At 62.5% G+C, this 22,630-nt stretch carries 22 protein-coding genes; 3 read left to right on the top strand and 19 right to left on the bottom strand.

Annotated features, from left to right (window positions below; all coding sequences use genetic code 11):
• Positions 1 to 54: 54 nt before the first annotated feature.
• From BW991_RS22630 to trhA, 5 genes are all read right to left on the bottom strand, one after another.
• Positions 55 to 3,579 carry a WD40 repeat domain-containing protein gene (locus BW991_RS22630; RefSeq protein ID WP_076604377.1) on the bottom strand — a complete coding sequence of 1,175 codons (3,525 nt, stop codon included), beginning with the start codon at positions 3,577 to 3,579 and terminating at the stop codon, positions 55 to 57.
• Complete coding sequence (locus BW991_RS22625; protein WP_244551792.1) at positions 3,576 to 5,126, bottom strand: SIR2 family NAD-dependent protein deacylase; 1,551 nt, start codon at positions 5,124 to 5,126, stop codon at positions 3,576 to 3,578. The genes BW991_RS22630 and BW991_RS22625 overlap by 4 nt, the downstream gene beginning before the upstream one ends.
• Before the next feature lie 129 nt (positions 5,127 to 5,255).
• The gene (locus BW991_RS22620) at positions 5,256 to 5,633 is read right to left on the bottom strand and encodes a hypothetical protein (protein WP_076604376.1); all 378 of its coding nucleotides are present in this window, start codon (positions 5,631 to 5,633) and stop codon (positions 5,256 to 5,258) included.
• A 111-nt stretch (positions 5,634 to 5,744) separates the two neighbouring features.
• A complete protein-coding gene (locus BW991_RS22615) occupies positions 5,745 to 6,206 on the bottom strand; it encodes an SRPBCC family protein (protein ID WP_076604375.1) in 462 nt (153 codons plus the stop codon).
• A gap of 153 nt (positions 6,207 to 6,359) precedes the next feature.
• Positions 6,360 to 7,010: a PAQR family membrane homeostasis protein TrhA gene (gene trhA / locus BW991_RS22610; RefSeq protein WP_076604374.1), complete on the bottom strand. Its 651-nt coding sequence runs from the start codon at positions 7,008 to 7,010 to the stop codon at positions 6,360 to 6,362.
• 240 nt (positions 7,011 to 7,250) lie between these two features.
• On the opposite strand from trhA, the gene BW991_RS22605 reads away from it, so the two are divergent.
• The gene (locus BW991_RS22605) at positions 7,251 to 8,933 is read left to right on the top strand and encodes an ExeA family protein (RefSeq protein ID WP_076604373.1); all 1,683 of its coding nucleotides are present in this window, start codon (positions 7,251 to 7,253) and stop codon (positions 8,931 to 8,933) included.
• Position 8,934: 1 nt separating this feature from the next.
• Complete coding sequence (locus BW991_RS23545) at positions 8,935 to 9,882, top strand: general secretion pathway protein GspB (RefSeq protein ID WP_084205206.1); 948 nt, start codon at positions 8,935 to 8,937, stop codon at positions 9,880 to 9,882.
• A gap of 18 nt (positions 9,883 to 9,900) precedes the next feature.
• On the opposite strand, the gene BW991_RS22595 is transcribed toward BW991_RS23545, so the two are convergent.
• From BW991_RS22595 to BW991_RS22585, 3 genes are all read right to left on the bottom strand, one after another.
• Positions 9,901 to 10,809: a LysR family transcriptional regulator gene (locus BW991_RS22595; RefSeq protein ID WP_076604371.1), complete on the bottom strand. Its 909-nt coding sequence runs from the start codon at positions 10,807 to 10,809 to the stop codon at positions 9,901 to 9,903.
• Between the two features lie 172 nt (positions 10,810 to 10,981).
• Positions 10,982 to 11,557 carry a GNAT family N-acetyltransferase gene (locus tag BW991_RS22590; RefSeq protein WP_076604370.1) on the bottom strand — a complete coding sequence of 192 codons (576 nt, stop codon included), beginning with the start codon at positions 11,555 to 11,557 and terminating at the stop codon, positions 10,982 to 10,984.
• 34 nt (positions 11,558 to 11,591) lie between these two features.
• A complete protein-coding gene (locus tag BW991_RS22585; protein WP_076604369.1) occupies positions 11,592 to 11,918 on the bottom strand; it encodes a DUF2917 domain-containing protein in 327 nt (108 codons plus the stop codon).
• A gap of 208 nt (positions 11,919 to 12,126) precedes the next feature.
• Between BW991_RS22585 and BW991_RS22580 the strand changes: the two genes are divergently transcribed.
• Entirely contained in the window at positions 12,127 to 13,617 is a 1,491-nt protein-coding gene (locus BW991_RS22580) for an aminotransferase-like domain-containing protein (protein WP_076604368.1), read from the top strand.
• A gap of 22 nt (positions 13,618 to 13,639) precedes the next feature.
• Here BW991_RS22580 and BW991_RS22575 read toward each other — a convergent pair whose 3' ends face one another.
• From BW991_RS22575 to BW991_RS22530, 11 genes are all read right to left on the bottom strand, one after another.
• Positions 13,640 to 14,341, bottom strand: coding sequence for a tetratricopeptide repeat protein (locus BW991_RS22575; RefSeq protein WP_244551791.1), 702 nt, complete (start codon positions 14,339 to 14,341; stop codon positions 13,640 to 13,642).
• 461 nt (positions 14,342 to 14,802) lie between these two features.
• Positions 14,803 to 15,201 (bottom strand): DUF3597 domain-containing protein, encoded by a 399-nt coding sequence (locus BW991_RS22570; RefSeq protein WP_076604366.1) that lies wholly within the window; start codon positions 15,199 to 15,201, stop codon positions 14,803 to 14,805.
• 134 nt (positions 15,202 to 15,335) lie between these two features.
• Entirely contained in the window at positions 15,336 to 15,896 is a 561-nt protein-coding gene (locus tag BW991_RS22565) for a hypothetical protein (RefSeq protein WP_139335988.1), read from the bottom strand.
• A 168-nt stretch (positions 15,897 to 16,064) separates the two neighbouring features.
• Positions 16,065 to 16,343: an SGNH/GDSL hydrolase family protein gene (locus BW991_RS23780; RefSeq protein ID WP_139335987.1), complete on the bottom strand. Its 279-nt coding sequence runs from the start codon at positions 16,341 to 16,343 to the stop codon at positions 16,065 to 16,067.
• Positions 16,344 to 16,480: 137 nt separating this feature from the next.
• Entirely contained in the window at positions 16,481 to 17,032 is a 552-nt protein-coding gene (locus tag BW991_RS22555) for a dihydrofolate reductase family protein (protein ID WP_076604363.1), read from the bottom strand.
• A gap of 256 nt (positions 17,033 to 17,288) precedes the next feature.
• Positions 17,289 to 17,627: a hypothetical protein gene (locus BW991_RS22550; RefSeq protein ID WP_139335986.1), complete on the bottom strand. Its 339-nt coding sequence runs from the start codon at positions 17,625 to 17,627 to the stop codon at positions 17,289 to 17,291.
• A 1,011-nt stretch (positions 17,628 to 18,638) separates the two neighbouring features.
• Positions 18,639 to 19,337, bottom strand: a complete 699-nt coding sequence (locus BW991_RS22545; protein ID WP_076604361.1) for an aspartate/glutamate racemase family protein — start codon at positions 19,335 to 19,337, stop codon at positions 18,639 to 18,641.
• 42 nt (positions 19,338 to 19,379) lie between these two features.
• The gene (locus BW991_RS22540) at positions 19,380 to 19,913 is read right to left on the bottom strand and encodes a metal-dependent hydrolase (protein ID WP_076604360.1); all 534 of its coding nucleotides are present in this window, start codon (positions 19,911 to 19,913) and stop codon (positions 19,380 to 19,382) included.
• 399 nt (positions 19,914 to 20,312) lie between these two features.
• Positions 20,313 to 20,990, bottom strand: a complete 678-nt coding sequence (locus tag BW991_RS22535) for a hypothetical protein (protein WP_076604359.1) — start codon at positions 20,988 to 20,990, stop codon at positions 20,313 to 20,315.
• Between the two features lie 791 nt (positions 20,991 to 21,781).
• Positions 21,782 to 22,051, bottom strand: a complete 270-nt coding sequence (locus BW991_RS23775; RefSeq protein ID WP_139335985.1) for a hypothetical protein — start codon at positions 22,049 to 22,051, stop codon at positions 21,782 to 21,784.
• Positions 22,048 to 22,527 (bottom strand): DUF2778 domain-containing protein, encoded by a 480-nt coding sequence (locus BW991_RS22530; RefSeq protein WP_212566941.1) that lies wholly within the window; start codon positions 22,525 to 22,527, stop codon positions 22,048 to 22,050. The genes BW991_RS23775 and BW991_RS22530 overlap by 4 nt, the downstream gene beginning before the upstream one ends.
• Between the last annotated feature and the right edge of the window lie 103 nt (positions 22,528 to 22,630).

Below are 22,630 nucleotides of genomic sequence, written 5' to 3'. Positions count from 1 at the left end.
TTTTCCTCTCATGCATGACCTCCGGACAACCCTGTCCGGAGCGGATTCGCGTGGCTAGTCCTCGCCACCCCGGGTCTCGCGCTGGAGACGCTGCGCCGCTGCGTACAGTTCCTCGAAGCCAAGGGGCGACACGTTGAAGGTCCTGTCGCTGCTCGCCGTCGCCAGTCGGGTCCCGTCCGGGCTGAAGGCGAGGTCGCGCACGTCGTTCTTGTGCACGGTGATGGTCTTCACGAGTTCAAGCTTGTCCATGTCGAAGACCCTCACCCCGGCATCGTTGCACGCGACGGCAAGCTGCCTGCCGTCATGGCTGTATGCGATTGCGGCACAGTAACGGACGCCGTCGATGGTGAAGGTGGCGGCGGGCTCGGCATTTGGCTGCCCGAAGGCGCTGACCGGCCACAGGTACACACGGCGCTGCACGAGCGCGGCGATATGGGAGCCATCGGGGCTGAAGGCGAGTTCGGCGAAGCGCGTCCCGAGCGTGCGCGCCGCCTCCGGAAGCTCGATCGTGCCGACATTCCGCGCAGCGAAGTCCCACAGCTGGAGCTTGCCGTCGAAGCCGCTGGTCGCCCACTGTTCCTTGCCCGGATGGAAAGCGACGGCCGAGGCCTGGACGATACTCTTGCCGCCATGCGATACCGATACGGCAGGAAAGCCGCTGCCATCGAGTTCGTACAGCCACGCGTAACCATCGGCTCCCGAACTCGCGAGCCGTTTGCCGTCGGCGCTAAACGCCAGCCCCCGCAACTGATCCTTGTGCTTTTGCAGGATGGCCGTCTGGGCCCCGGTCGCCACGTCCCAAAGCCTGACCGTGTTGTCCAGCCCGGCGGTGGCGACCTGCGCACCACCCGGAGCGAAGGCGACACGGAACACCTGACCGGTGTGGCCGCGCAGCATGTGGCGCAGGACCGGCGAGCCGCCGGACAGATCCCAGATCCTTGCCGTGCGGTCGCCGCTGCCCGTGACGAGCTGGCGGCCATCGGCGCTGAATGCGAGGCTGGTGACGGTCTTGAAGTGGCCCTCGATGTTCCAGAACTTTACCGTTCCGTCGCGACTCGCAGTGGCCACATGGCGCCCGTCCGGACTGAATTTGACCGCCTCGACAAAGGACGTATGGCCGACCAGCGTCAGCAGGTTTTCGCCGGTTTCGCTGTCCCAGATCCTCGCCGTGGAGTCGCCCGCGGAACTTGCGAGGTACCTGCCCTCCGGGCTCGCGGCCACATCCCGTACCCGGTCGCCGTGACCGGCCAGGATGCGCATGCTCCAGTCCGGATGCAGTGAAAGTTCGGCACCGGGCGGCGGGTTCGATTCGCCCACCCGGGCGAGCAGCTCGTCGAGCGTCTCGCCGGCAGGCTGCCACACGCGCACCCATGCGTCGCGGCTGGCGGTGACCAGCGATTTTCCGCCGTGCGTGAACGCCACGGCATCGCTCGCCTCGGTGAGCGGCAGCCGCAGGATCTCGGCGCCGGTTGTCAGGCTCCACATGCCGGCGGCGGTTCGGGCCCCATCGCCCCGCTCCACGCAAGCCGTCGCCAGGCAGCAGCCGTCCGGGCTGAAGGCGAGCCCCATGACCCACGCGCCACCGACATCGAGGGTGGCGAGCGGCACCGTTTCAGTCGCGGAGTCATCGAGCTCCCACACCTTGATCACGCGCCCCTTGTGTTCCTTGTCTCCGGCACCGCCCGTCGCAAGGCGCCTGCCGTCCTGGCTGACGGCGAAGGCGCTGTAGATCGGGCTTCCGTGCTCGAATGTGCGGAGCGGCGTCTGCGGCGCATCGACCGCCCAAAGATAGGCCTTGTCCTCGGCGGAGGTCACGAGCCGGTCGCCCGCGGGCAGGAAGGCGACATTGCGCACCCACTTGTCGTGGGCAAACGAAACCAGGGGTTCTCGCGGGCGTCCTTCGGCGATGTTCCACAGCTTGACCGTCTTGTCCTGGTCCGCCGTGGCCAGCCGGTGCCCGTCGGGGCTGAATGCCAGGTCCGACACCCATTTCTTGCTCACCGGCAATGTCCAGACGAGGCGGGAGGCCTGGATCGCCTGGCGCAAGGCATCCTCGGCCACGGCCGTCGGCGCCAGGCCGATCCGCGCCGCGAAGGTCGGCGACATGCCGAATGGTGCCGTCGCTTCGACCGCCTCGAGCGCGAGATCGAGCGCGCGCCCGGCATCGAAGGGCGCGATGGAGATCGATTCGGCCGCCTTCTGGTTCGCCCCGGAGCGCCGCTCCTCCCACGACGCGTAGATCCAGCCGGTGACTGCGGCGCCGGCCATCACCCCCATCGCGAACAGCCACTGGCGCAGCGCGCGCTTCGCGGCCTGTTCGCGCGCCTGCCTGACCTCGGCGGCTCGCCCCTGGTCGGCGACGTAGCGCCGGCGCCAGTCGAGAATCGCCGGGGCCAGCACGTCGTGGAACACCTCGTAGCGCGTCGCGTCCGGACGATCGGGCACGGCAACGGTGCGCAGGATGCGGTTTCGCGCATCGGTGAGCGAACCCAGCACCTCGGGCACCTTGGGCGCCAGCTCGCCCGCCCAGCTGGTGAGGTCGGCCGCGCTGCAGGCGACCTTGCTGCCGGTCGGGGTAACGAGGCGATCGAAGAAAGTGGCGCACACCGCCTGACTGGTCTCGTCCAGTCGGGCCATCGCATTGTCCAGGTGCGTGCGGACGATCTCGTTCGCGCCCTTCAGGCGGTCCAGCGTGGCTCGCCGCAGGGTGTACGAATGTGCTTCGCGCTCCTCCTCCCACAGCCGGACCATCACGAGCTGGAGGAAAGGCGCCTCGATGTAGCCATCGTCCGTCTGCCTGCCGCCGCTGCCGCCGTGGCGACCGGCCGACACCTCGCCGATGCGCACCTGGCGCAGCAGCTCGTCGATCAACCCGTCCTCGATGTCGACGTGCGGCTGCCCCGGCGCCTGCCTGGCGTTCCACACCTCGAGCGGCTTGCGGATGGCGACGGCGGCCCCGGCGGTGTCGAGATGGTTCAGCCGCAGGCGGTTGCTCATCAGGTTGTGAATGCGTTCCTGGAAGCGGTCGAGCTTGGAGAGACTGTCGTCGCGCAATGCGATGAGAAAGCCGACATCGACATCATCACGATTCACCGCGCGTGCGAACTGCGCTTCGAAGGAGTTCGGGTCGGTGGACTTGGGGTGGTAGAGGAAGTACTCCTCGAACTGGTCGAAGAGCACCAGGACGGGGCCGTGGGCCGCCTCGCCGCAGGCGCGCAGGACTTCATCGAAAGGCAGCGACTCCGCCGGCTTCGGCTGGTCCCCATGCTGCGCCCACACGGCGTCGATGCACGCACGCGTGAGCGCAAGCTGGAAGTCGCGATCCACCCAGTTGCGAAACACCACCACGGGGGTTTTCGGCCGTTCGCGACGCAACTGCGGAATCACCCCCGCCAACAGCACCGAACTCTTGCCGACGCCGCTGGCGCCGTAAAGAATCGTCAGCGGCGAGGACAGCAGGTTGGAAATGATGATGTGTTGATCGCGCTCACGTCCGAAAAAGAATTCATGGTCGCGTTCCTCGAACGGCTGCAAGCCCACGTAGGGGCAGCGCACCCGTTCGTCGCTGCCCGCACTCACGGCGTCATCCTCGAACGCAGCGTGCGGACGAACTCGTCTATCGTCACCTCATAGGGGTACACCCCGCGTTTCTGCCAGAACTTGAGTTCGAGTTCCGAGAACTGGTCGTCGATGGCCCAGGACTGGATCTCGTCGTCACCCGCAGCGGCCGACCGCTTGGCAAAGAACCGATTGAGGCTCTGCAGGATCGTGCGGAAGCTCCAGTCGCGCAGGCTGTAACCGAGGAACAGCAGGTTGCGGTCGCGGCAATGCGTGGCGAACAGCGCCGGAATCGCGGACTTGCTGGCGATGCGCGACAGCAGCTCCACGTAGTCCGATTCGGTGATCACGAAGCTGTCCCATTCGGACGTCTCGGGCAGGATCGACCCGTGCATCTTGAAGATCACGGTGGTCGTGTCGAGATCGATATAGAGCTCGTTGGGCGCCGGGGTCTGCGGCTGCGCGGCCCCATGCGGCCACCACAGGACGGCATTGCCGAGATCCTTCAGTTCGGAATAGACGACCAGGTCATAGGGCCGCTGGGCGGCGCGGAAAGCCTGCTCGATCTGGGTGTCGTAGTTGCTCGTGATGATCAGCAGCGGCCGCGACACCTCCGCCAGGAATCCGTACAGCGAAGGAATGGCAACCCCGGCGACTGCCTGCGGCGCAAGGATCTGGCGCAGGCGCTCGTGCAGCGCGTCGCGCGTGTGGAAGGCCTCGTAGTACGACGCGACCTCGGCGAGCTGGTCGCGCTCCTTCTCCGACGGGAACTCGGTATCGTCCGCGAGAAAGAGCGAAAGCTCCGCACCGCTGGGCAGGAACCTGAGCTCCTGCGGATTCCAGCGGACATCGGGCGGACGCCCGGAATGGCTGATGCCGTTGCCGATGATCGGCACGACCATGCCCGAATTCAGCGCCTTGACGATGCGCCCGTATGGCGGCGGCGCCTTGATCCGGGGCGCCCGCGCATCCGTTTTCCCTGCGGCGAGTTGATGCTCGACGAAAGCCCGCAGGTCGAGTCGCAGGCGGTCGCGAAATTCCTGCGGCGTATCGTATTCGGCGTAGCCCCCCTTCAACGATCCATCCGGGTTGCGGAAGCGGTCGAAGAACGCCTTTACCCGGCGGAACTGCTGCACCCGCTCGTCGAAATCGGGATCGTTCGGGTCGCCGAAATCGGGCTTGCCCTTGCGGTGATAGACGAGGATGAACGGCGGCGGCTTGGCCGCCAGCGCATCCTCGTACTCCCATTCGGTGCCGGAAAGATACGGGCTGCCGTCGGGCCGGGTGCAGGTATCCGGCAGCCGCGTGCCGAGTCGCGACCACAGGATTACGATGACGGCATCGCATTCCGATGGCTTCGCCAGGCCGCGATTGACCGCGTCCTGCGGGCTGAGGGTGGCGGGCATCGACACGGGCGCAGCCGGATCGTCCCAGCGCATCGCCTCACATGTGATCTGGCCACGCAACAGCGGGTCTTTCGGCAGCTCCTGCTCGATGACCTGCTGCGCGAAGGTGCGCTCGTCGGCGACATCTCCCGGTGAAGACAGGAAAAAACGGAGATGCAGCATGGACGCGCCCTCCCCGGAATACGTTTGTACTAGCCTCCGAAATATAGCTCATACCATCGGGTTTGCCGGCGCCGCACATTCTCCTGTCACGATGCCAACGGAGTTGCCGTCACGATGCACGACCGCCGGTCAGCGGCTGCAGGACGTCCGCACGTGCGACGGGAAGGCCAGCACGAGGAAGGTCAGCATCAGCACGGCAACCAGCAGCGGCCAGAAGGCCGGCGGGCGCGAGAAGCTGAAGTGCTCGACGAGCACGCTCCCGACACGGTAGAGCTCGTAGGCGGCCGCCCCCATGCCGAGCCACCAGGCCCAGCGGTAGTGTTTCAGCAGCCCCCACGCGACGAGGATGCCGATCAACCCCATGATCCACGTCAGCGGCTGCGAGAAGCTGAAGCGCAGCATCAAGGCGTCGCTCGACAGGGCGATACGGATCACGGTACCGCCAAGCACGATGGCGGAAAAGGCCACGGCAGTCGCTGCGGCAAGGTGAATGCGGGTAATGGCCATAAGACTCGCGGTGAGTTGAACGATAGTTGCGCACGACGGGCGGAACCGTCCGCCGCGGGGCGCAGCAATTCTGCATCAAGCCGCCCGCATTTGGCATGCGCGATACACGACTCAAGCGACGTTCAGCACTTCGGCGGCAAGGCGATCGAGGTTCTGTTCGTTCGCCTCGGTCACGAAGTCGGCAATCCGCTGCTTCTCCGCCGCCGTATCGAACAGCTGGCGCCAGCCGACCAGCGTCCGTTCGCCCTGCACCGTCAGCGTGATCGTCAGCTCGAAATGGTGACCGACGACATGTTCGACCACGATCCGCTCCGGCGCGACGTCGACGAACACGTTTTCGTTCGGGTAGTTCCTGCCATCCGGTCCGTGCATGATGAAACGCCACCTGCCGCCGGACCGGAAATCGAACTCCTCGAAAGTATTGCTGAAGCCCTTCGGCCCCCACCAGCGCGCGAGGTGCGCGGGATCGCTGAAGGCCCGGAAGACGCGCTCGCGCGGCGCATCGATCACGCGCGAATGGACGAACTCGCGGTCCGCCGTCGACTCCCTCTTGGCTGCAGGCTTCTCGTTCATGTGCATCCTCCTCGCGAATACCCGACGCAATCCAGTGCAGGTGCGCGTTCAGTGTGAAGGCCGGGCGCAGCTCACCGTCATCCCCTGTGCGGCATCGGTCGACAACAGCCGAATAGGAACCTTCATCGCCACATCGCCCCGAACACCGGCTTCTCAGGCCGCATACCAGAGAATCGCAAAATAGTGGCATGCCGTCCCGGCCAGAACAAACAGGTGCCAGATCAGGTGACCATATTGCAGCCGCGAATCGGTCGCGAAGAAAGCCACCCCGACCGTGTAGGACAAACCGCCGGCGACCAACAGGAGCAGGCCCGCGGAAGGCATTTGTGTAAGCAGGGGATCGATCGCGATGACGACGACCCACCCCATCAATAGATAAAGGCCGGTGGAAAAGATGGGATTCGATGCCTTGTCGAACACCTTGAGGACCACGCCGAGCATCGCGAGACCCCAAACAATCCCGAGTAGCGCCCACCCCCAGGCACCACGAAGTATTCCGAGCGTGAACGGCGTGTACGTGCCGGCGATGAGCAGAAAGATTGCGGAATGCTCGATGACGCGAAAAATCCGCTTGGCTTTGCCGACCGGCAGCGCGTGATACAGGGTCGACGCAAGGTAAAGAAAAATGCTCGTCGCGGCGAAGACAATCGTGCCGACGGTGAATGCGGTCTGCCCCTGCTCCGCCGCCCGGTTGATGAGAAATGGCGTCCCGACCAGCGCTGCACCCAACCCTATGCCGTGGCTCACGCTGTTTGCGAGCTCTTCATCTCGCGATTGCTCACGCCTGGGGCCAGAGGCCGACATACGCACGGCAGCTCCTTTCAAGGACTCACACTCAAGTGGGCGGGGACCACTGGAGTTTAGTGCAGCCTGACGCAGAGGCAACCGGGCACCACCGGAGGTCGGCGCGGCGGCTCCGCACTCAGCGCACGGTTTGCGAATCCGCGCCGCTAATGTGACACTAGCGTAGCGCGCCGCCCTGCTGGCGCGCTCCGGATCTCCCGCAACGACGCCCGGCCGCTCCGGCGGCGACGAGACGCACGCATGTACAACGAGTATTTCGGGTTTTCCGCGGCGCCCTTCTCGATCGCGCCCGATCCGCGCTACCTCTTCATGAGTGAACGTCATCGCGAAGCGCTCGCGCACCTGTTGTACGGGCTGCGCGTCGATGGCGGCTTCGTGCTCCTGACGGGCGAAGTCGGCACCGGCAAGACCACGATCTGCCGCTGCCTGCTGGAACAGGTGCCGGACGGCTGCGACATCGCCTTCATCCTGAACCCCAAGCTCGACACCGTGGAACTGCTCGCGACGCTGTGCGACGAGCTGCATGTGCCGGTCGCGGCCGGCGAGCGCTCGATCAAGGTGCTGGTGGATCGCATCAACCGCCATCTGCTCGACGCCAACGCGCGCGGACGCAAGACGGTGCTGATCGTCGACGAAGCGCAGAACCTGTCGAACGAAGTTCTGGAACAGCTGCGCCTGCTCACCAACCTCGAGACCCACGAGCGCAAGCTGCTGCAGATCATCCTGCTGGGCCAGCCGGAGCTGCGCGAACGCCTCGCGCAGCCGGAACTGCGGCAGCTGGCGCAACGCATCGTCGCGCGCTACCACCTGGAACCGCTGTCGCGACAGGAAGTAGGCGCGTACGTGAATCACCGCCTGGCGGTCGCCGGTGGGCAGCAGCGGCTGTTTCCGGACGCGGTGATCAACCGCCTTTACCGCCTGAGCGGCGGCACGCCGCGGCTCATCAACGTGATCTGCGACCGCGCGCTGCTCGGCGCCTACGTCGAAGGCAAGACGAGCGTCGGGCGCAGCACGCTCGGCAAGGCGGCGGCCGAAGTGCTGGGCTCCGTGCCGCAAGCATTCGTGGCACGGCGGATCGTGCTGGCCTCGGCGCTCGGCATCGCCCTCGTTGGCGGCGCGGCCGCGGCCTGGCATTACGGCTTTTCGGATCCCGCGACCGGAACGGCAACAGCCGTCGCAGCGGCCCCCACGGCGTCCACGGAACCTGCTGCGCCCCCCGCGCCGGAACGCCAGGCACACGACGCAGACAGCTCCGCGGCGGGCGCGCCGCCTGTCGCCACGGTAGCGGCACCGCCCCCGGCGCCGATCGTCTGGCCCAGGCCCGAGGAGCACTGGCTGCACGAGGTCATGGCCGTACATAGCCTGTTCGCGCTGTGGGGGCTGGACGCACGGCTGGTGGGCATCGACGACGCCTGCCGCCTCGCCGCGCACCGCGACTTCGGCTGCCTGCGGCGCGACGGCGGGCTGGACGAGCTGCGGGCAATGAACGCGCCGGCCATCGTCGAACTGCGCCAGCCCGACGGCCCGAACTTCCTCGCGACGCTGCTTGCGATCGACGGCGAACGCGCCCGCATCTCGTTCGCCGGCGACACGCGCGAGGTAGCGCTCGACAGCCTGCGGCAGCAATGGCACGGCCACTACACGCTGCTGTGGCGGATGCCGTCCGGATGGCACCGCACCGTCGGCACCGGCATGCGCGGCGCCGACGTGGCGTGGGTGGTGCGCCAGCTCGGGCGCTGGGAGGGCCTCGCGGAGCCCGAAGCGCCGGCCGGCACCTACACCGCCCGGATCGAGGAGCGCATGCGCGCCTTCCAGCGCAGCACCGGGCTGCCCGAAGACGGGGTGGTCGGCCCGATGACCATCGTGCGCCTCGCGACCCTGGCCGACCCCGGCACGCCCGTCCTGACGAAGCAGGCCCCATAGCATGTCCTACATCCTCGAAGCCCTGCAGAAATCCGAGCACGCCCGCCATCGCGGCAAGGTGCCGGACCTCAGCACCCTTCCCGAGACCACGCCGAACGCAACGGGTCACGCGGCCACGCCCCGCCCGCCCTATCTCGCAGCAGGTTTCGCGCTCGCACTCGCGGCGGCGATCCTGGGCTGGTGGCGCCCGTGGCAGGCAGCGGCACCGCATCCGGCAGCGCCGGCGCCCGTCGCAAAGGCTGCGGAAACGCCGCAGCGGACCACGTGGGCACAACCCATGCCGCAACCGGCACCTCCGCCGCAGGCGATACAGGAGGTGCCGGCGGGCCCGAGCCAGTCCACCGCCGCCAGCGCCCTCGCTGAACCTGCAGCGCCACTGGCGGTGGCGCCGCAGCCTGCTCCGCCCCCGGTTCCGCTTGCTGCTGCCGCACCCGCCTCACAACCGGCACTCGCCCCCCTCGCCCCTGTGCGCCCACCTGCTGCGGCCCCTGAAACGATGAAAACCGCAGCCCCCGTCTCGACGACACGCCGCGAACCGCAGGCATCCGAAATCCAAACGCAGGCCGCAGTGGGCACGCCGGTCCGCCGCAGCGAGTCCGGTTCGCGGAAGTCGGCCGAGTCTGCGCCCCCCTCACCGTCTCCCGCTCCCGCCGCCACACGCATCGCCACCGCAAGTCCTGCAGCACCTGCACCGGCAGCGATCCGCAAGCGATCGGACGGACGCATCCTGAGCCTCCACGAACTGCCGCCCGCGGTACGCGGCATCCTGCCACGCCTCGACATTTCCGGCTTCGCGGCGGCGCCGGACTCGGGCAAGCGCATGGTCGTGATCAACGACCGGCTGGTGCAGGAAGGCGAGGAAGTCGTGCCCGGTGTGACGCTCACCAGCGCCGAGAAGGACGGCGTGGTGCTCGACTTCCAGGGCTACCGCTTCCGCGCCCAGCAGTAGTCGCGGAAGGGGTGCGGACTAGCCGCGCTCCCAGTAGCCGGGCGTGTTGTAGATGCCCTTCAGGTAATCGATGAAGTGCCGCACCTTGGCCGGCAGGTAGCGCTGCTGCGGATACACGGCCTGGATGTCGTAGGTGGGCGCAGCGAACTCGTCGAGCACGGTCACGAGTTCGCCGCGCTTGAGCTCGGCCTGGATCTCCCAGGTCGAACGCCAGCCGATTCCGAGCCCCTGCCTGACCCAGCTATACAGGAGCTCGCCGTCGTTGCAGTCGAGGTCGCCATCGACGCGCACCGCGACCAGCTTGCCATCGCGCACGAAGCTCCAGCCGCGCTGTTGCCCGCCCTGCAGGTTGAATGCGAGGCAATTGTGGCGCGCCAGATCTTCCAGAACACGCGGCTCGCCATGGCGGGCAAAGTATTCCGGCGTGCCGCAGACGACACGCCGGTTGGGGAAGAGGCGGGGGGCGACGTAGTTCGGATCGGTGACCTCGCCGATGCGGATGCCCATGTCGTAGCCCTCGCGCACCAGGTCGACGACGCTGTCGGTGAGGTTGAACGACAGCTTGAGCTCGGGATAGCGCGCCTTGAAGGCCGGCGCGTGCGCGGCAACGTGGCGGCGGCCAAAGGCCGCAGGGGCGGACACGACGAGGTGGCCGCGCACGGTGTCGCGCCCGGCGCTGACGCTGGTCTCGGCCTCGTCGAACTCGTGGATCAGGTAGCGGCACTGCTCGAGGAACTGCTCGCCCAGGTCGGTCAGCGTGAGGCCGCGCGTCGAGCGGTGCATCAGGCGCACGCCGAGGCGCTTCTCGAGGCCGTCGAGGCGCCGGCCCATGACGACCGGCGTCACGCCTTCGACCAGCGCGGCGGCGGCAAAGCTGCCCTTTTCGGCGACGAGGACGAAGCTGCGGATTTCGGTGTAACGGTCCATGCGGGGTCCGGTCAGTCGTGCGAACGGTTCGGGATCCGACGCCGCCGCTCGTGATCGGCGAGCCGTTCGGCGAATTGTACGAGCCCCGCGTGCTCGACCATCTCGCGCGGCGTCTCGTAGTCGTCGATGCGTGCGCAGGGTCGGATCCGCCCCCGCCTCGAGCAGACGTACTTTACAGGATGCGGCGGACAACGGGCCGGTGCGGCTTGCGGCGGGCCACTTCGTCGAAGCCGGCGGCGTCATACATCGACTTGGCGCCGAACCACATCGCATCGTCGCGGGCGCGCCCCGGCTGATCCACCGGATAGGCCTCCAGCACGCGTGCGCCGCACTGCGTGGCGTAGGCGATCGCGCCGTCGAGCAGCGCGTGCGCCACGCCCTGGCCGCGGTATTGCGACGGCACGACGAAGCACACGATCGACCACACGGGCTGCTCATCGACGGCTTTCATCACCGGCGAACGCTCGAGCCGCGCGAAGTCCTCGCGCGGGCCGAGCGACACCCAGCCGACGGGCGCCCCGTCCCGGTACGCGATCAGGCCCGGCGGCGGCCCCTCGGCCACCACCGCCCTGAAGCGGGCATGCCAAGCCTGCGCCCTCTTTATGCCATCCACTTCGGGACCGCGCGCGCCGCTGAGGCGGTAGTACATGCACCAGCATCCGCGGGCGACGGAACAGCCCCTGGCATTGAACACGGTCTCGAAATCGGACCAGCGTTCCGGCGTGAGGGGTTCGATGGTCAGCTTCATGCGGGAAATTCTACGCCCGCGTCCGCCCCCTCGGTCAGATCGCCGCCCCGGCGGCGCCCGTACCGCGCAGCGCACGCGGACGATACACAAGGCGCAGCAGGCGGCCCGCCCAGCGAATCGGCCACGGCGCATCGGCAACGAGGCGCACGTTGCCGCGCGGCACCCCCTCGATCAGCACCAAGCCCTTGCTGACGACGCGCATCACGTCGCCCGCGTCGAGGAAGAAATCGCCGGCCTGCCCTTCCACCGTCACCCAGATGCGGCCGTGGGTACATTCCACGCGCAGCCCGCTGGCGTCGCGCAAGGCGAGCGGACTCCATTCGTCCAGTTGGATCGTTCCGCTGCTCCTCAACATCCGCATGATCGCTCTCCTGAAGTCGTCTTTGACCGCGCACTGCCAGTCTAGGAATCGCGACCACTCCAGTACAGACACACGGAAACGAAATTGACATCGATACAGTCAGCAGTTTTTTGAAGTGTACTGGTCGGAAATGGAGGCAACTGTGCCTTTCGGTCGCGGTCGGTCGGCGGGACAATGCAAAGCGACGGTTTGCCGGGACGGGACGGAAATGGAGCAACGCGCGCTGCGCTATGAAGTGCTCGCCGACGAGCTGGGCGGCATGATCGCGGAGCGCATCCTGCGCCCGGGCGATCGGCTTCCCTCCGTGCGCACGATGGCGCGCGAGAAGAAGCTGTCGATCTCGACTGTCGTGCAGGCGCTGCGGCAACTGGAGGAACGCGGCCAGATCGAGGCGCGACCGCAATCGGGCTTCTTCGTGCGGGCGCCCACGGCAACCCACGCCGCGCAGCTCGAACCTCAGCCGCGCCCGCGCCGCACACGCCCCGTCGCCGTGGACATCAGCAGCCGCATGATGCGCGTCGTCACGCTGAACAACCGCCCGGACATGGTCCCGCTCGGCGCCGCGCTGCCCGCCCCCGAACTCCTGCCGATCGCGACGCTGCAACGGCTGTACGGGCAGATCGGGCGGCACGCCAAGCATCTCCTCGACGCCGCGAGCCACGCGATGATCAATCACCCCGAGCTCGTGCGCCAGCTCGTGCGACATTCGCTGACCTGGGGGCAGGCCCTCGCCGCCGACGAGATCGTCGTCACGAATTCCTGCACCGAAGCCCTGCTGCTGTGCCTGCGCGCGGTGACGAAGCCGGGCGATACGGTGGCGGTCGAATCGCCGTCCTATTACCTGATGCTGCAGCTGCTCGAACAGCTCGGCCTCAAGGCGCTGGAGATTCCGACCCACCCGCGGCTCGGCCTGTCGGTGGATGCGCTGGAGATCGCGAGCCGCGAACGGCGCATCGCCGCGTGCCTGCTTGTGACCAACTTCAACAACCCGCTGTGCAGCCTGATGCCCGACGAAGAAAAACGCCGCCTCGCCGCACTGACTGCCGAACGCGGCATTCCGGTGATCGAGGACGACATCTTCGGCGAGCTGTATTTCGGCCCGCAGCGCCCGTGGCCGCTCAAGTCCTTCGACACCACCGGCAACGTCATGATGTGCTCGTCGCTGTCGAAGACGCTGATCCCGTCACTGCGCCTCGGCTACGTCGCGGCCGGGCGCTATCACGCCGAGGTCCTGCTGCAGAAGACGCTGACCTCGGGCGCGACGAACCCGGTGACGCAGGCGGTCGCCGCACGCTACCTCGAATCGACGGCCTCCGACCGCCACCTGCGCTTCCTGCGCCGCGCCTTCCAGAAACAGGTCATGCAGATGTCGGAAGCGGTGCTGCGCTACTTCCCCGCCGGAACGCGCATCTCGCAGCCGCAGGGCGGCTTCGTGCTATGGGTCGAACTGCCCGCCGGCGGCGACGGCATGACGCTGTTCGAGGAAGCCGCGCAGGCCGGCATCGCGATCGTGCCCGGCGAACTCTTCTCGCCCGGTGGCCACTTCCGCAACTGCCTGCGCCTCAATTGCGGCAACCCCTGGTCGCCGCGCATCGAGGACGCGATCCGGCGGCTCGGGGCGTTTGCGGCGGCTCAGCCTGCCATGGATCGCAGGGCGGACGAACCAAAGGCCAAAGTCGCCAACTGCGCCGCTGCATGACCTTCACAGAGCCAAAGCGCCGTCATTTTCTGCCGTCCTTCGCCAGTTTGGCGTCGCGTTGCCTGGCTTCGAGCGCCGCTGACTGCGCCTGCGCTTCCTTCAACTGGTCCGCGGTCAGGCCGCGTGCAACGTCCGCGCGATGTCGTACCGCGTCGATCTGCCGCGCCGCGGCCGCACGATTGAACCACACATAGGCAAGCACCGGATCCCGCGGAGCACCGACGCCGTCACGGTACAGCCGACCCAGTTCGAGCATGCCCTCTGGATCCCCCCTTTCGGCTGCCGTCCGGATCCACTTCACGGCCTGCCCATAGTCCTGCAGCACACCGAAGCCGCTACGGTACAGTTTCCCGAGCATCACCATCGCCGCGGAATTGCCCTTCTCCGCCGCCGACTGCAACCACCGCACCGCTTCGGCGGCTTGCGCGCCGGCCTGCGCACCGCCGAACAGCAGCAGCTTCGCAAGGCGGACTTGGGCCTCCGCATCACCCTCCTCCGCCGCCCTCAGCGTATAGGGATCGATCGCCGCCGGCGCCGCAACGGGCTCATGTGCCGCGTTTCCGCCCACTCGCGGTTCGTCGAACGCCAAAAACACCGCAATAGCGATGACCACCAGCGACAGCGCGCCGGCGGAAAACGCGAAGCGCCGGCCCGACGACGCGCGCGGCGCCCAAAAGCGGTGGTGACAGACGCGACAACGATACGGACGGAGACCCGGATTCATCTGCCTTTCGACGTCCGATCGCCAACCGGACTTGCGGCAGTCCTGGCTCGTGCAGGCGGGGCATGTGACGTTGGCGTGAAGTGTCATCCTGGCTTCGCTAGCTCAGTATGCAAGTTCGGGCGGTCAGACTGCGCGGTCATGGATTCATTCAGCACGATTATGCGCTTGCCCGCCAATGAGCGACCGGCACGTTGCCGCAAACGAGCGCCGGCTGAACCAAGGGGCGGCCAGGGAACTCACCCTGGTCGCCCTTCGCGACAGATGGCTCAGGCGTTGTCCTTGATCGTCTTCGTCGCCCCGTTTTCCTTCACGCTCACGATGCCGGCGTGAGGCCGAGGACCGATAGATCTGGCGCGTACCGACGACCTGACTTTGGACACCCCACCTATCGAACAAGGACTACGCAGTATTGCGCGGTGATCACGCGGCAATCGCCAAACGCTCAAAACGGGAACATTTGGCTACAGCAGCTCGCGCGGAATATTTCCGCCGTTATCCGCCAAGCGCTGCAGGACAGTCTTGTGGAGCCAGACGTTCATCTGTGCGGAGTCCGCCATCTTGTCTGCCGGGCAGCCGAGTTCGGTGGCGAGTTCCTTCCGCGCGGCAAGGCTGCTGTCCAGGCCAAGCAGTTTCATGAGGTCGACGATCGAGACCTTCCAGTTGAGCTTCTGAGCATTCGCGGCCGAAAGTGCCTCAAGCTTTGCTACGACGTCGACCTGCGAGATCGCTGCAGGGGTGGCGGACGCTGACGGCGCGGGCGGCGCTCCAGCGGTTGTCGAAGCCGGGGCGGCCGAACCTGCGGGGGTTGGTGCGTCATCGCCGAACCCCAACTTCGCTAGGATGCTGCTGAAAAGTCCCATGACGACTCCTTTAGGATGATCCGCCGACCGCGGAATGCCATCGGCAACACTTCACCATACCGCAACTTCGATACGCCGGGTCCACCCGCGACGCCCAACGCTCACGGTCAGAAGCCCGGTCAAGCGCAGGAAAACTAGCCGCCGACACCGCGCTGCCTGACCGTCCTTCCCATGAAAGCAGGGTCGGCGAGGCACTTCTCGATCGCCATTGCAGATGCTTCGCCGTCCGTGGATAGAGCGCACATGACCCGTTTGTAATAAATCTTTGCAGCACATTCCGTAGAAAAAGACGTTCGACGGCTATCTTCAATGCAATCGGAAACCGCTATTTCATCATCCGTCTGCATCTTCAGCATGCAGTAATCGGCGACCCACTGAATGACCTCGCCCTGAACCGCACAGTCTTGCTTTCCCTCAATGTCTGCCTCATAAGTCTCCAGCCGGTCCATCACCACCCGGTTGTCCCTGTATTTCGCCTTCAACTCTCGAATAGCCTGATCCGCGCCCTTGCAGTAATGAAGCAACTGGGCGGCAATGAAATCTCGCCGTTCCCGCTCTTCGCTGGAGCCCCCCTCGGGCCAAGGCTCTGCCCGAAAATGCTCACACACTTCGCGGCGCTCGATGTACCCGGCGACGTCCCGCGGATAGATCTCGGTCGCGAGCGCGGATCCTGCCAACAGGAGACCGATCGCCATGGACAATTGCTTCGTCATGTCGCACCTAGCGTGAAGCCAACCGGACTTCACCGCTTACCCCATAGGACGAAAATCAGGGACGGCCGCAACATGGTGAGCGCATCTTGCTGCGTAAGACATCACACATCATGGTCCCCCCCTGGTTCCAGACTGAGCAGAACGAACAGACTATTCAGTTGGTCGACTGCTCTGCTGGCGAGACGCCTCAACGACTTCTTGAGGAACCGGTTCGACCAGCAGTGCTCGCAGACCGCGAACCAATGCTGCCAATTCAGGAGTGAGCGCTGCATTTGGAGATACAAGAAGTTGGCGAAGGACTTCCGCGACATCCTGACCAAGACGAGCGTTGTCGGTAAATATAAACTTGAACAGGGTTGAATTCAGCTGGAGTTGAGCTGAAATCATTTTCTCCAGGTAGGCAACCCGATCTTCGAGTGATTCGGCCATTCTCTCATCCCTTAAAAGAAGCGTACGCGGGAAGACATTCTGATTCGGATGCGTACGTAAATTTATTGACGCCCAACGTTTGCATCCACGCGAATGCCCGAACGGTCGGTCCACCTCCCGTTCATGATTACGCGGAGCTATTTACCTACCTCATATCGCAGCTCAACCATGCCAACCCCCATCTGTCGAACTGAAACGAGGCGCAGAGTTGGGCTCAGAACCCGGCGCGGAAACACTTGCTTGCCTCGGCCCAGCGTCACAGAGCCAATTTGGATGATCAGCTCATCCAGGAGTCCTGCATCATGAAACTGCCCCGCCAAGTCTCCACCCCCCACAATCCAGATGTTTTTTCCCCCGGCGGCCACTCTTATCTCATTGTGAATATCGCGCACATCACCTTGCACGAATCTAATGTCTGAACCCTCAACTACCGGCAGTACGCGACTGGTGAACACCCAGACAGGCTGGGTGTAAGGCCAAGGTGATCCAGTCTCGGTTGCAACCTTGTCGGCATTGCGGACGATCCATTCGTAGGTGGCGGACCCCATTGCCAGTGCGCCGACTTCCGCAATGAAACTCGGGTAGCTGGAGTCATTCAGATCCGCAAGAGGAAACAGCCACTCCAACGAGTCATCCTCGGTAGCGATAAATCCATCAAGACTTGATGCGGTGTAGTACTGGGTCTTCATGACATCGATTGCCTCTCGTAAGGTGTCGACTGCCTATGGCTTGCACCCGCCGGACGGCGCGGCGTTTCGCGCAGGCTGCAATAGCTTGTCTGCAAGCATGCTGTTCTTGATCAAGATTCAACCCTTCTCGAAAGGATAGCAACGAAATACGAGAAAAACCGCGCTGTTCGTTCGGAGAGCGTCCCGCTTTCGGTTGTCTGACCGAAAAGCTAGGCACCACTAGAAGAAAAGCATGCAAATAGCACAACGAGGTTCGCTAGGCGCCGAGAATCACCTTGGAGTTGCCGACTCCAAACGACACCAACGCGAAAGCAACGGCGATTTGCAGCGCCAGGACGACGACAGAAAAGCCAACTATCGAACGACCTGGAACACGAAGTGCTACGACGTAGGTTGTCACCAACGCGAGATACGAAATAACAAAACCGAGAAAGCCACCGGACGCAATGCGGAACGCTATGGCTGCGACAACGGGACCCAGAAAAGCTGCGATCATACAAACGAGCCAACCCGTTCTTTCCCCGCCCGTGAAATCCGCAGCCCATTTGATCGGCAGTGCAGTAACGAGTGCAAATACAATAATCAGCGTAATCATCGTGAGGCGTGTGTATAAAGTGTCTAACTTCGAAGCCCTGCTGATGAGCAGAAGTGCAGGTCTTGGCAGATCGGCTACGGTGTAATGTTGCGCAATAGATTAATCAACTAGGAAAACCGCGAATCCGCCTCTCGCGGGCCACATGACGGGCAATGCGAGTCGGGCACTTTCGGTGAGCCCACCATTTTCCATAGCGCCCAGATAATCAAACCCGGAATGCCTACGATTACGGCTAAGCTATAGCGCCCGCCCGGCAGACCGAAAATATAGGCGAAAAGGATAACCAGTCCCACGACCAACAGGCTCAACAGAGAGGCGCCTACAACATCGACCACGCTTCGTGGCTGGCTTTCTGGTTCCTGCACAGCTCCGCATGTGGCGCAAGTGCGTTTGGCCTTCTGGATTGTGGTGTGCATATTCTCGGCACTACCTTGTCGAATGTAGAAATAGTCTGACGCGCACAAAGAATAAAATAAGGGACCGACCGCAAATCCCAAACCGTGGTCTGTCCCCTATTTTCATTTACTTGGGGAAGGATTAGAGCTTTGCTGACGTGCCATAGACGACGCCCTATCCCATCTTAAGGAGCGGGCCTGAATACATGATGTAAAGCATTCCGATGGCTGACGCCAGAGACAGCACAAGTGGGAGGAATAGCCAGCGCGAGCGATTTGCGATAAAGCAAACGATGGATAGAAGCAAGGCGTTGCCGAATGGAAGGCCCCACCAATAAGGTAATGTTCTAACGCCGAACGATACCGATCGAGGAACCGTCTTTCCAAAGGTGCTATATACGTCGGCGAAATGCTGAAGGGTTCCGGTATTCCAAGCGTGCCAGATTAATCCCTGGAAGACGATGCAAATCAGCGTGAAAAGAAATAGCGCGGCGAATGCTCTTGAACTCATATTTTCGGAGGCTTAGCTAGGATGATAAATAATGATAAATAAGGGACAGACCACAATTTCCAAACCGTGGTCTGTCCCCTATTCTGCGCGTAGCAGTGTTGGCCGTCACGTCGATGAAAGCGCCCATTCTGCAGCTCCACGCGCGTGAATGCTCGTTGTGTCAAAGAGTGGCGCGGCCGAATCTTCGCGGCCGACCAGAAGCGAAATCTCAGTGCAACCAAGGATGATTGCCTCTGCGCCACGACTCACAAGATCACATATCACTCGGCGGTACTCTATGCGTGACGCGTCGACAATCTTTCCTTGGCAGAGCTCATCGTAGATGACGCGATGAACGATTTCGCGGTCTCCGTCGTTTGGTGTGAGCACCCTGAGCCCGTGTCGTTCGCGCAGACGATCTCTATAGAACGCCTGCTCCATCGTAAAACGGGTGCCAAGTAAGCCCACCGTGGAGAACCCCGCCTTGTTTATTGCGTCGCCCGTTGGGTCGGCAATGTGGAACAGCGGGATGTGGATGGCCGCCTCAATCGTTGGAGCGACCTTATGCATAGTATTTGTGCACAGGACCAGGAACTCGGCGCCGGCACCCTCAAGTGCACGCGCAGCCTTGGCCAGCAGCGTGCCAGCAGCGTCCCAGTCGCCCGCGTGCTGAAGCCGCTCAATTTCGTAGAAATCGACGCTGTAGAGAACGATCTTCGCAGAGTGAAGTCCTCCCAAGCGTTCCTTGATCGACTCATTGATTAGGCGATAGTACGGAACAGTGGATTCCCAACTCATGCCACCGATAAGGCCGATGATCTTCAAGTTCCCTCCTCAGAGTTGAACGCTGATGCTCAACGGTTGAACTCAGACCGCGGCCCGTGAGGCCTGTCGAGCCTGCAGCGAATGGTCAGAGCGCCCCCGGTATATGAGAAGCGCCCAGATACAGATTGCCAGCTCCACTGCAAACGACCAGTGCAGGATAAAGCTCAGCCACCATGGCTTGAACCTCGCGGGTACCGTGAACATGGCGTACGGTTGGTCGATGAATGGTGCAAACCACCATATGTCTCCTACAAAGGAGTCGAGGATTATGTGCAACACACCGCCCACGCAAAAAACCAGCGACAGGATGGCGGCCTTCGACCGTCTGGCGTACCCGAACCACAATGCAGACGCTGTGGCCAACGTTAGCCAAATGATTGGCCAATGCGACAGGTACTTGTGATGATGGGTTTGCCTATTGTCGAGAAGGTGGAAATACACCATGTCGAAGTCTGGCGCCAACGCGCCAACGATTCCGGCTGCAACAATTGCCTTTGCGGAGACCGCAACGCTGGCGACCCGCCCCATGATCGAAGTTGCCAGAATGTAACCGGAAGGAGCGTGGGCGATAATCATTGGGTGCTCTAACGAATTGAGTTCCGCGAACGGACGCAAACAGTGCAAAGCGCCGCTTGTGGCCCGTCCACAGCAACGATTGGTTGGGCCTCACGATGCCTCGCGTGGAGGTTGCCTGGTAAAATCGCCCCTTCCTCCTTCCAAAATTGCAGATCAGAAAAATAGGGAAATGGGGGAAAGACCACGGTCTCGGAACAAGAAATAGCAAAACCGTGGTCTGCCCCCTATTTTCCCGTGCTCGCCAATCAATTCTGCGTCCACTTTTGCTTTGCAACGTGGCAGGTAATTAGCATGCGGGATCTCCCCTGATAGGCCTAACGAGGCTAGTCAGCGGACGACAAAAACCGTAGCTTTTTGGCGGTCCGCTGGGGCTGATGACTAGAATTCACGTTGCGCCAATTACTTAACTACGCGTAGATGCCCCCTACTTTTAGCAGGGGGTCTCGGCGCTTCTCGCTGCGGAAGAAACTGGGTCTTGGCCGCCAGCACAAGCGCGTCGAGTTTCTCAAGGTACATTGAACACAATTCCTCAACGCTATGATTTGCGAACTCAGGCGCCTTTGCAACGGGGAAGTTTGCGAATTGTTGCGTCACTTCGCCAATAGACGAAGGTAACTCGACGTAGTACTTTTCGATTCGCCCATCGGCCAACTCAACCTCCCAGCCCGTACCGCCTAGATGATCGCCAATAAAGAATGACTTGGCGCCGACAGGAGGGCGTCCGAACTTACGGATGTCGCCCGTAGAAAATGACTTAATATGTGTGCAGGTGGAAACGCTTAGCTTGCCTTGCTTCTCCAGTTCGTTGCGAGCGTCAATGAAATAACGCATGAGTGGGTCGTTCTTCATGGCTTCTTGGTGGGGCGTGTACCAGGAGTCGAAGTCCAAGCCTTCAATGCCGCGTAGGTTCTGCATCACAAATGTCGCGGATCTGCCAAATGTGATCAGGTTTCTGAGTCCTGTATAGCGCCGTGAACGGGACGGATCAATCAAATCGGCAAGGCCTTGCTTGGCCGTTTCCAACGTTTCTTCGACCCGTTTCAGAACCGTTGCTATGTCGTTCCCGGTGGCACTCATACGCGTGACTCTCGAATTTCTATCGTGAAGGCAACCTGCAAGAAATAGGGACAGACCACAATTTTCAAACCGTGGTCTGTCCCCTATTCTTCCCAATTTTCAAACCGTGGTCTGTCCCCTATTCTTCCACACTATTCTTCCACATCCCCTATTCTTCCAATTCAGCAAATGTGAACAGCCCCTAGGCCCAACGTAGAGATCACCGGACGACAAAAGCGAAGCTTTTGACGGTCCGGTGCATTGAGATGTTAGACGAAATAGTCATTTCATATAAACTCGGAGACGTCGAATTATAAACACTGCCAGTCCGCCAACGACGGCGCCGGCAACAGCAAAAACAAGAAACGCAATATCGGCGAGCAGAGCCGTAAGAACATGATCTCTCCTTAGGCCGCAGGCTCCCCACGGCTCACTAGACGCGGCGAAGGCACTGAATCTGATTGCTAAATGCAACGCAAGCACTGTGAACCAGATTTCTATGGGCCACCGCGAAGCTATAGAAATAAAAATTAGCCCAAGAATTGCGGGGGGTGCGAATGCTAGCATCCATTCAATTCCGCCAGAAGCCAAGAGCGAGTCTACGACTCCTGGCATAGGTGGGCGTGGGGTCTCGCATAGCCATTTATTTAGAGATTCCCGCCACGCCTTCTGTCGCCCCAATGCAATGGACTCCAGCAGCGCACTGCCAAACACAAAAAATAGAATGCCGCGGTGCTTCATGTAGTTCGAGAACTAACGTTGGCCTTCAGCGGACGGCAAGAAGCGCAGCTTCTTGGCGGTTGATTTATTTGTTAGCGCTGTCGCTTGAGATAATAAAAAATTGCAACGATAACTGCGGTTACGGCCACTACAACAAAGAAAGACGCGACGACGACAACAAAAAATTCAACGTTCTGTGCGTCATCAACATTCGCCACTCCAAATAGCTGATCGAGGTAGTTCCAGAATGACTCGTGAAAGTGTGGGAAGTGATCAGGATTTGTGTACCACCAGCGACTCAACAATATCGTTCCAGCGAGCACCCACAATACAAGCGCACAAGTGCGCAAAGCCTTCTTCATGCCACAACTACCTTGCCGTAGGCTCGCAAATTGCTGCCTGGAACGGCAGACGGCGATGTGCTCTTGAGTATCGCGCGAATGTGATGAAAGTCGGCGAGATTTTCGATAGTGATGCAGCCTTCGCTAATGCCGCGAGGTCCTCTTGGATGAAGACGGAAGTGACCTCGCGCTAACTGATTACAGAACGTTTCGTCGTCGATTTTTCCATCAATCGAATAGAGAGCAAACCAGTCGCTGTGGTCACTGAACAAGTTCCTGAACCACTCAAGCCGGCCGCCCCCTTCGCGATCAAATATGTAGTAATGACCGGGAGGAATTGGGCCTTGTCCAGTCAGGCAGGCGGAGCTACGTTGGTTAACGTTCTGACCTTGACCTGAGAAGGCGGGGGCGGATATGGCGCCTATTTTGAAGGCACTCATGGGTTGATTGTTTAAACCAAACTGCATTGAAACATACGAACCTTTCTCGACGGGCATTCGATACGCTAACAGGGTGATGCAAAAACGCGCGACACGGTGTCAACCGGGGGGGCACGGATTGATTTTCATGACGACTTCCTCGCCGGAATTGGATTTTCAA

Origin of the sequence: Aromatoleum tolulyticum, assembly GCF_900156155.1 — a bacterium.
Classification (GTDB): Bacteria; Pseudomonadota; Gammaproteobacteria; order Burkholderiales; family Rhodocyclaceae; genus Aromatoleum; species Aromatoleum tolulyticum.
The sequence above is the reverse complement of the archived record's forward strand: the minus strand, read 5'-3'. Positions and strand labels throughout refer to the sequence as shown.

Coding starts and splice junctions, on each gene's coding strand:
- BW991_RS22550 (WP_139335986.1), bottom strand. CDS start 17,627: ATGATTACGCTGATTATTGTATTTGCACTCGTTACTGCACTGCCGATC.
- BW991_RS22575 (WP_244551791.1), bottom strand. CDS start 14,341: ATGAATCCGGGTCTCCGTCCGTATCGTTGTCGCGTCTGTCACCACCGC.
- BW991_RS23775 (WP_139335985.1), bottom strand. CDS start 22,051: ATGAAGAAGGCTTTGCGCACTTGTGCGCTTGTATTGTGGGTGCTCGCT.
- trhA (WP_076604374.1), bottom strand. CDS start 7,010: ATGTCGGCCTCTGGCCCCAGGCGTGAGCAATCGCGAGATGAAGAGCTC.
- BW991_RS22530 (WP_212566941.1), bottom strand. CDS start 22,527: ATGCCCGTCGAGAAAGGTTCGTATGTTTCAATGCAGTTTGGTTTAAAC.
- BW991_RS22570 (WP_076604366.1), bottom strand. CDS start 15,201: ATGGGACTTTTCAGCAGCATCCTAGCGAAGTTGGGGTTCGGCGATGAC.
- BW991_RS22625 (WP_244551792.1), bottom strand. CDS start 5,126: ATGCTGCATCTCCGTTTTTTCCTGTCTTCACCGGGAGATGTCGCCGAC.
- BW991_RS22535 (WP_076604359.1), bottom strand. CDS start 20,990: ATGAGTGCCACCGGGAACGACATAGCAACGGTTCTGAAACGGGTCGAA.
- BW991_RS23780 (WP_139335987.1), bottom strand. CDS start 16,343: ATGGCCGAATCACTCGAAGATCGGGTTGCCTACCTGGAGAAAATGATT.
- BW991_RS22615 (WP_076604375.1), bottom strand. CDS start 6,206: ATGAACGAGAAGCCTGCAGCCAAGAGGGAGTCGACGGCGGACCGCGAG.
- BW991_RS22565 (WP_139335988.1), bottom strand. CDS start 15,896: ATGGCGATCGGTCTCCTGTTGGCAGGATCCGCGCTCGCGACCGAGATC.
- BW991_RS22540 (WP_076604360.1), bottom strand. CDS start 19,913: ATGATTATCGCCCACGCTCCTTCCGGTTACATTCTGGCAACTTCGATC.
- BW991_RS22605 (WP_076604373.1), top strand. CDS start 7,251: ATGTACAACGAGTATTTCGGGTTTTCCGCGGCGCCCTTCTCGATCGCG.
- BW991_RS22620 (WP_076604376.1), bottom strand. CDS start 5,633: ATGGCCATTACCCGCATTCACCTTGCCGCAGCGACTGCCGTGGCCTTT.
- BW991_RS22595 (WP_076604371.1), bottom strand. CDS start 10,809: ATGGACCGTTACACCGAAATCCGCAGCTTCGTCCTCGTCGCCGAAAAG.
- BW991_RS22555 (WP_076604363.1), bottom strand. CDS start 17,032: ATGAAGACCCAGTACTACACCGCATCAAGTCTTGATGGATTTATCGCT.
- BW991_RS22590 (WP_076604370.1), bottom strand. CDS start 11,557: ATGAAGCTGACCATCGAACCCCTCACGCCGGAACGCTGGTCCGATTTC.
- BW991_RS22585 (WP_076604369.1), bottom strand. CDS start 11,918: ATGCGGATGTTGAGGAGCAGCGGAACGATCCAACTGGACGAATGGAGT.
- BW991_RS22580 (WP_076604368.1), top strand. CDS start 12,127: ATGGAGCAACGCGCGCTGCGCTATGAAGTGCTCGCCGACGAGCTGGGC.
- BW991_RS23545 (WP_084205206.1), top strand. CDS start 8,935: ATGTCCTACATCCTCGAAGCCCTGCAGAAATCCGAGCACGCCCGCCAT.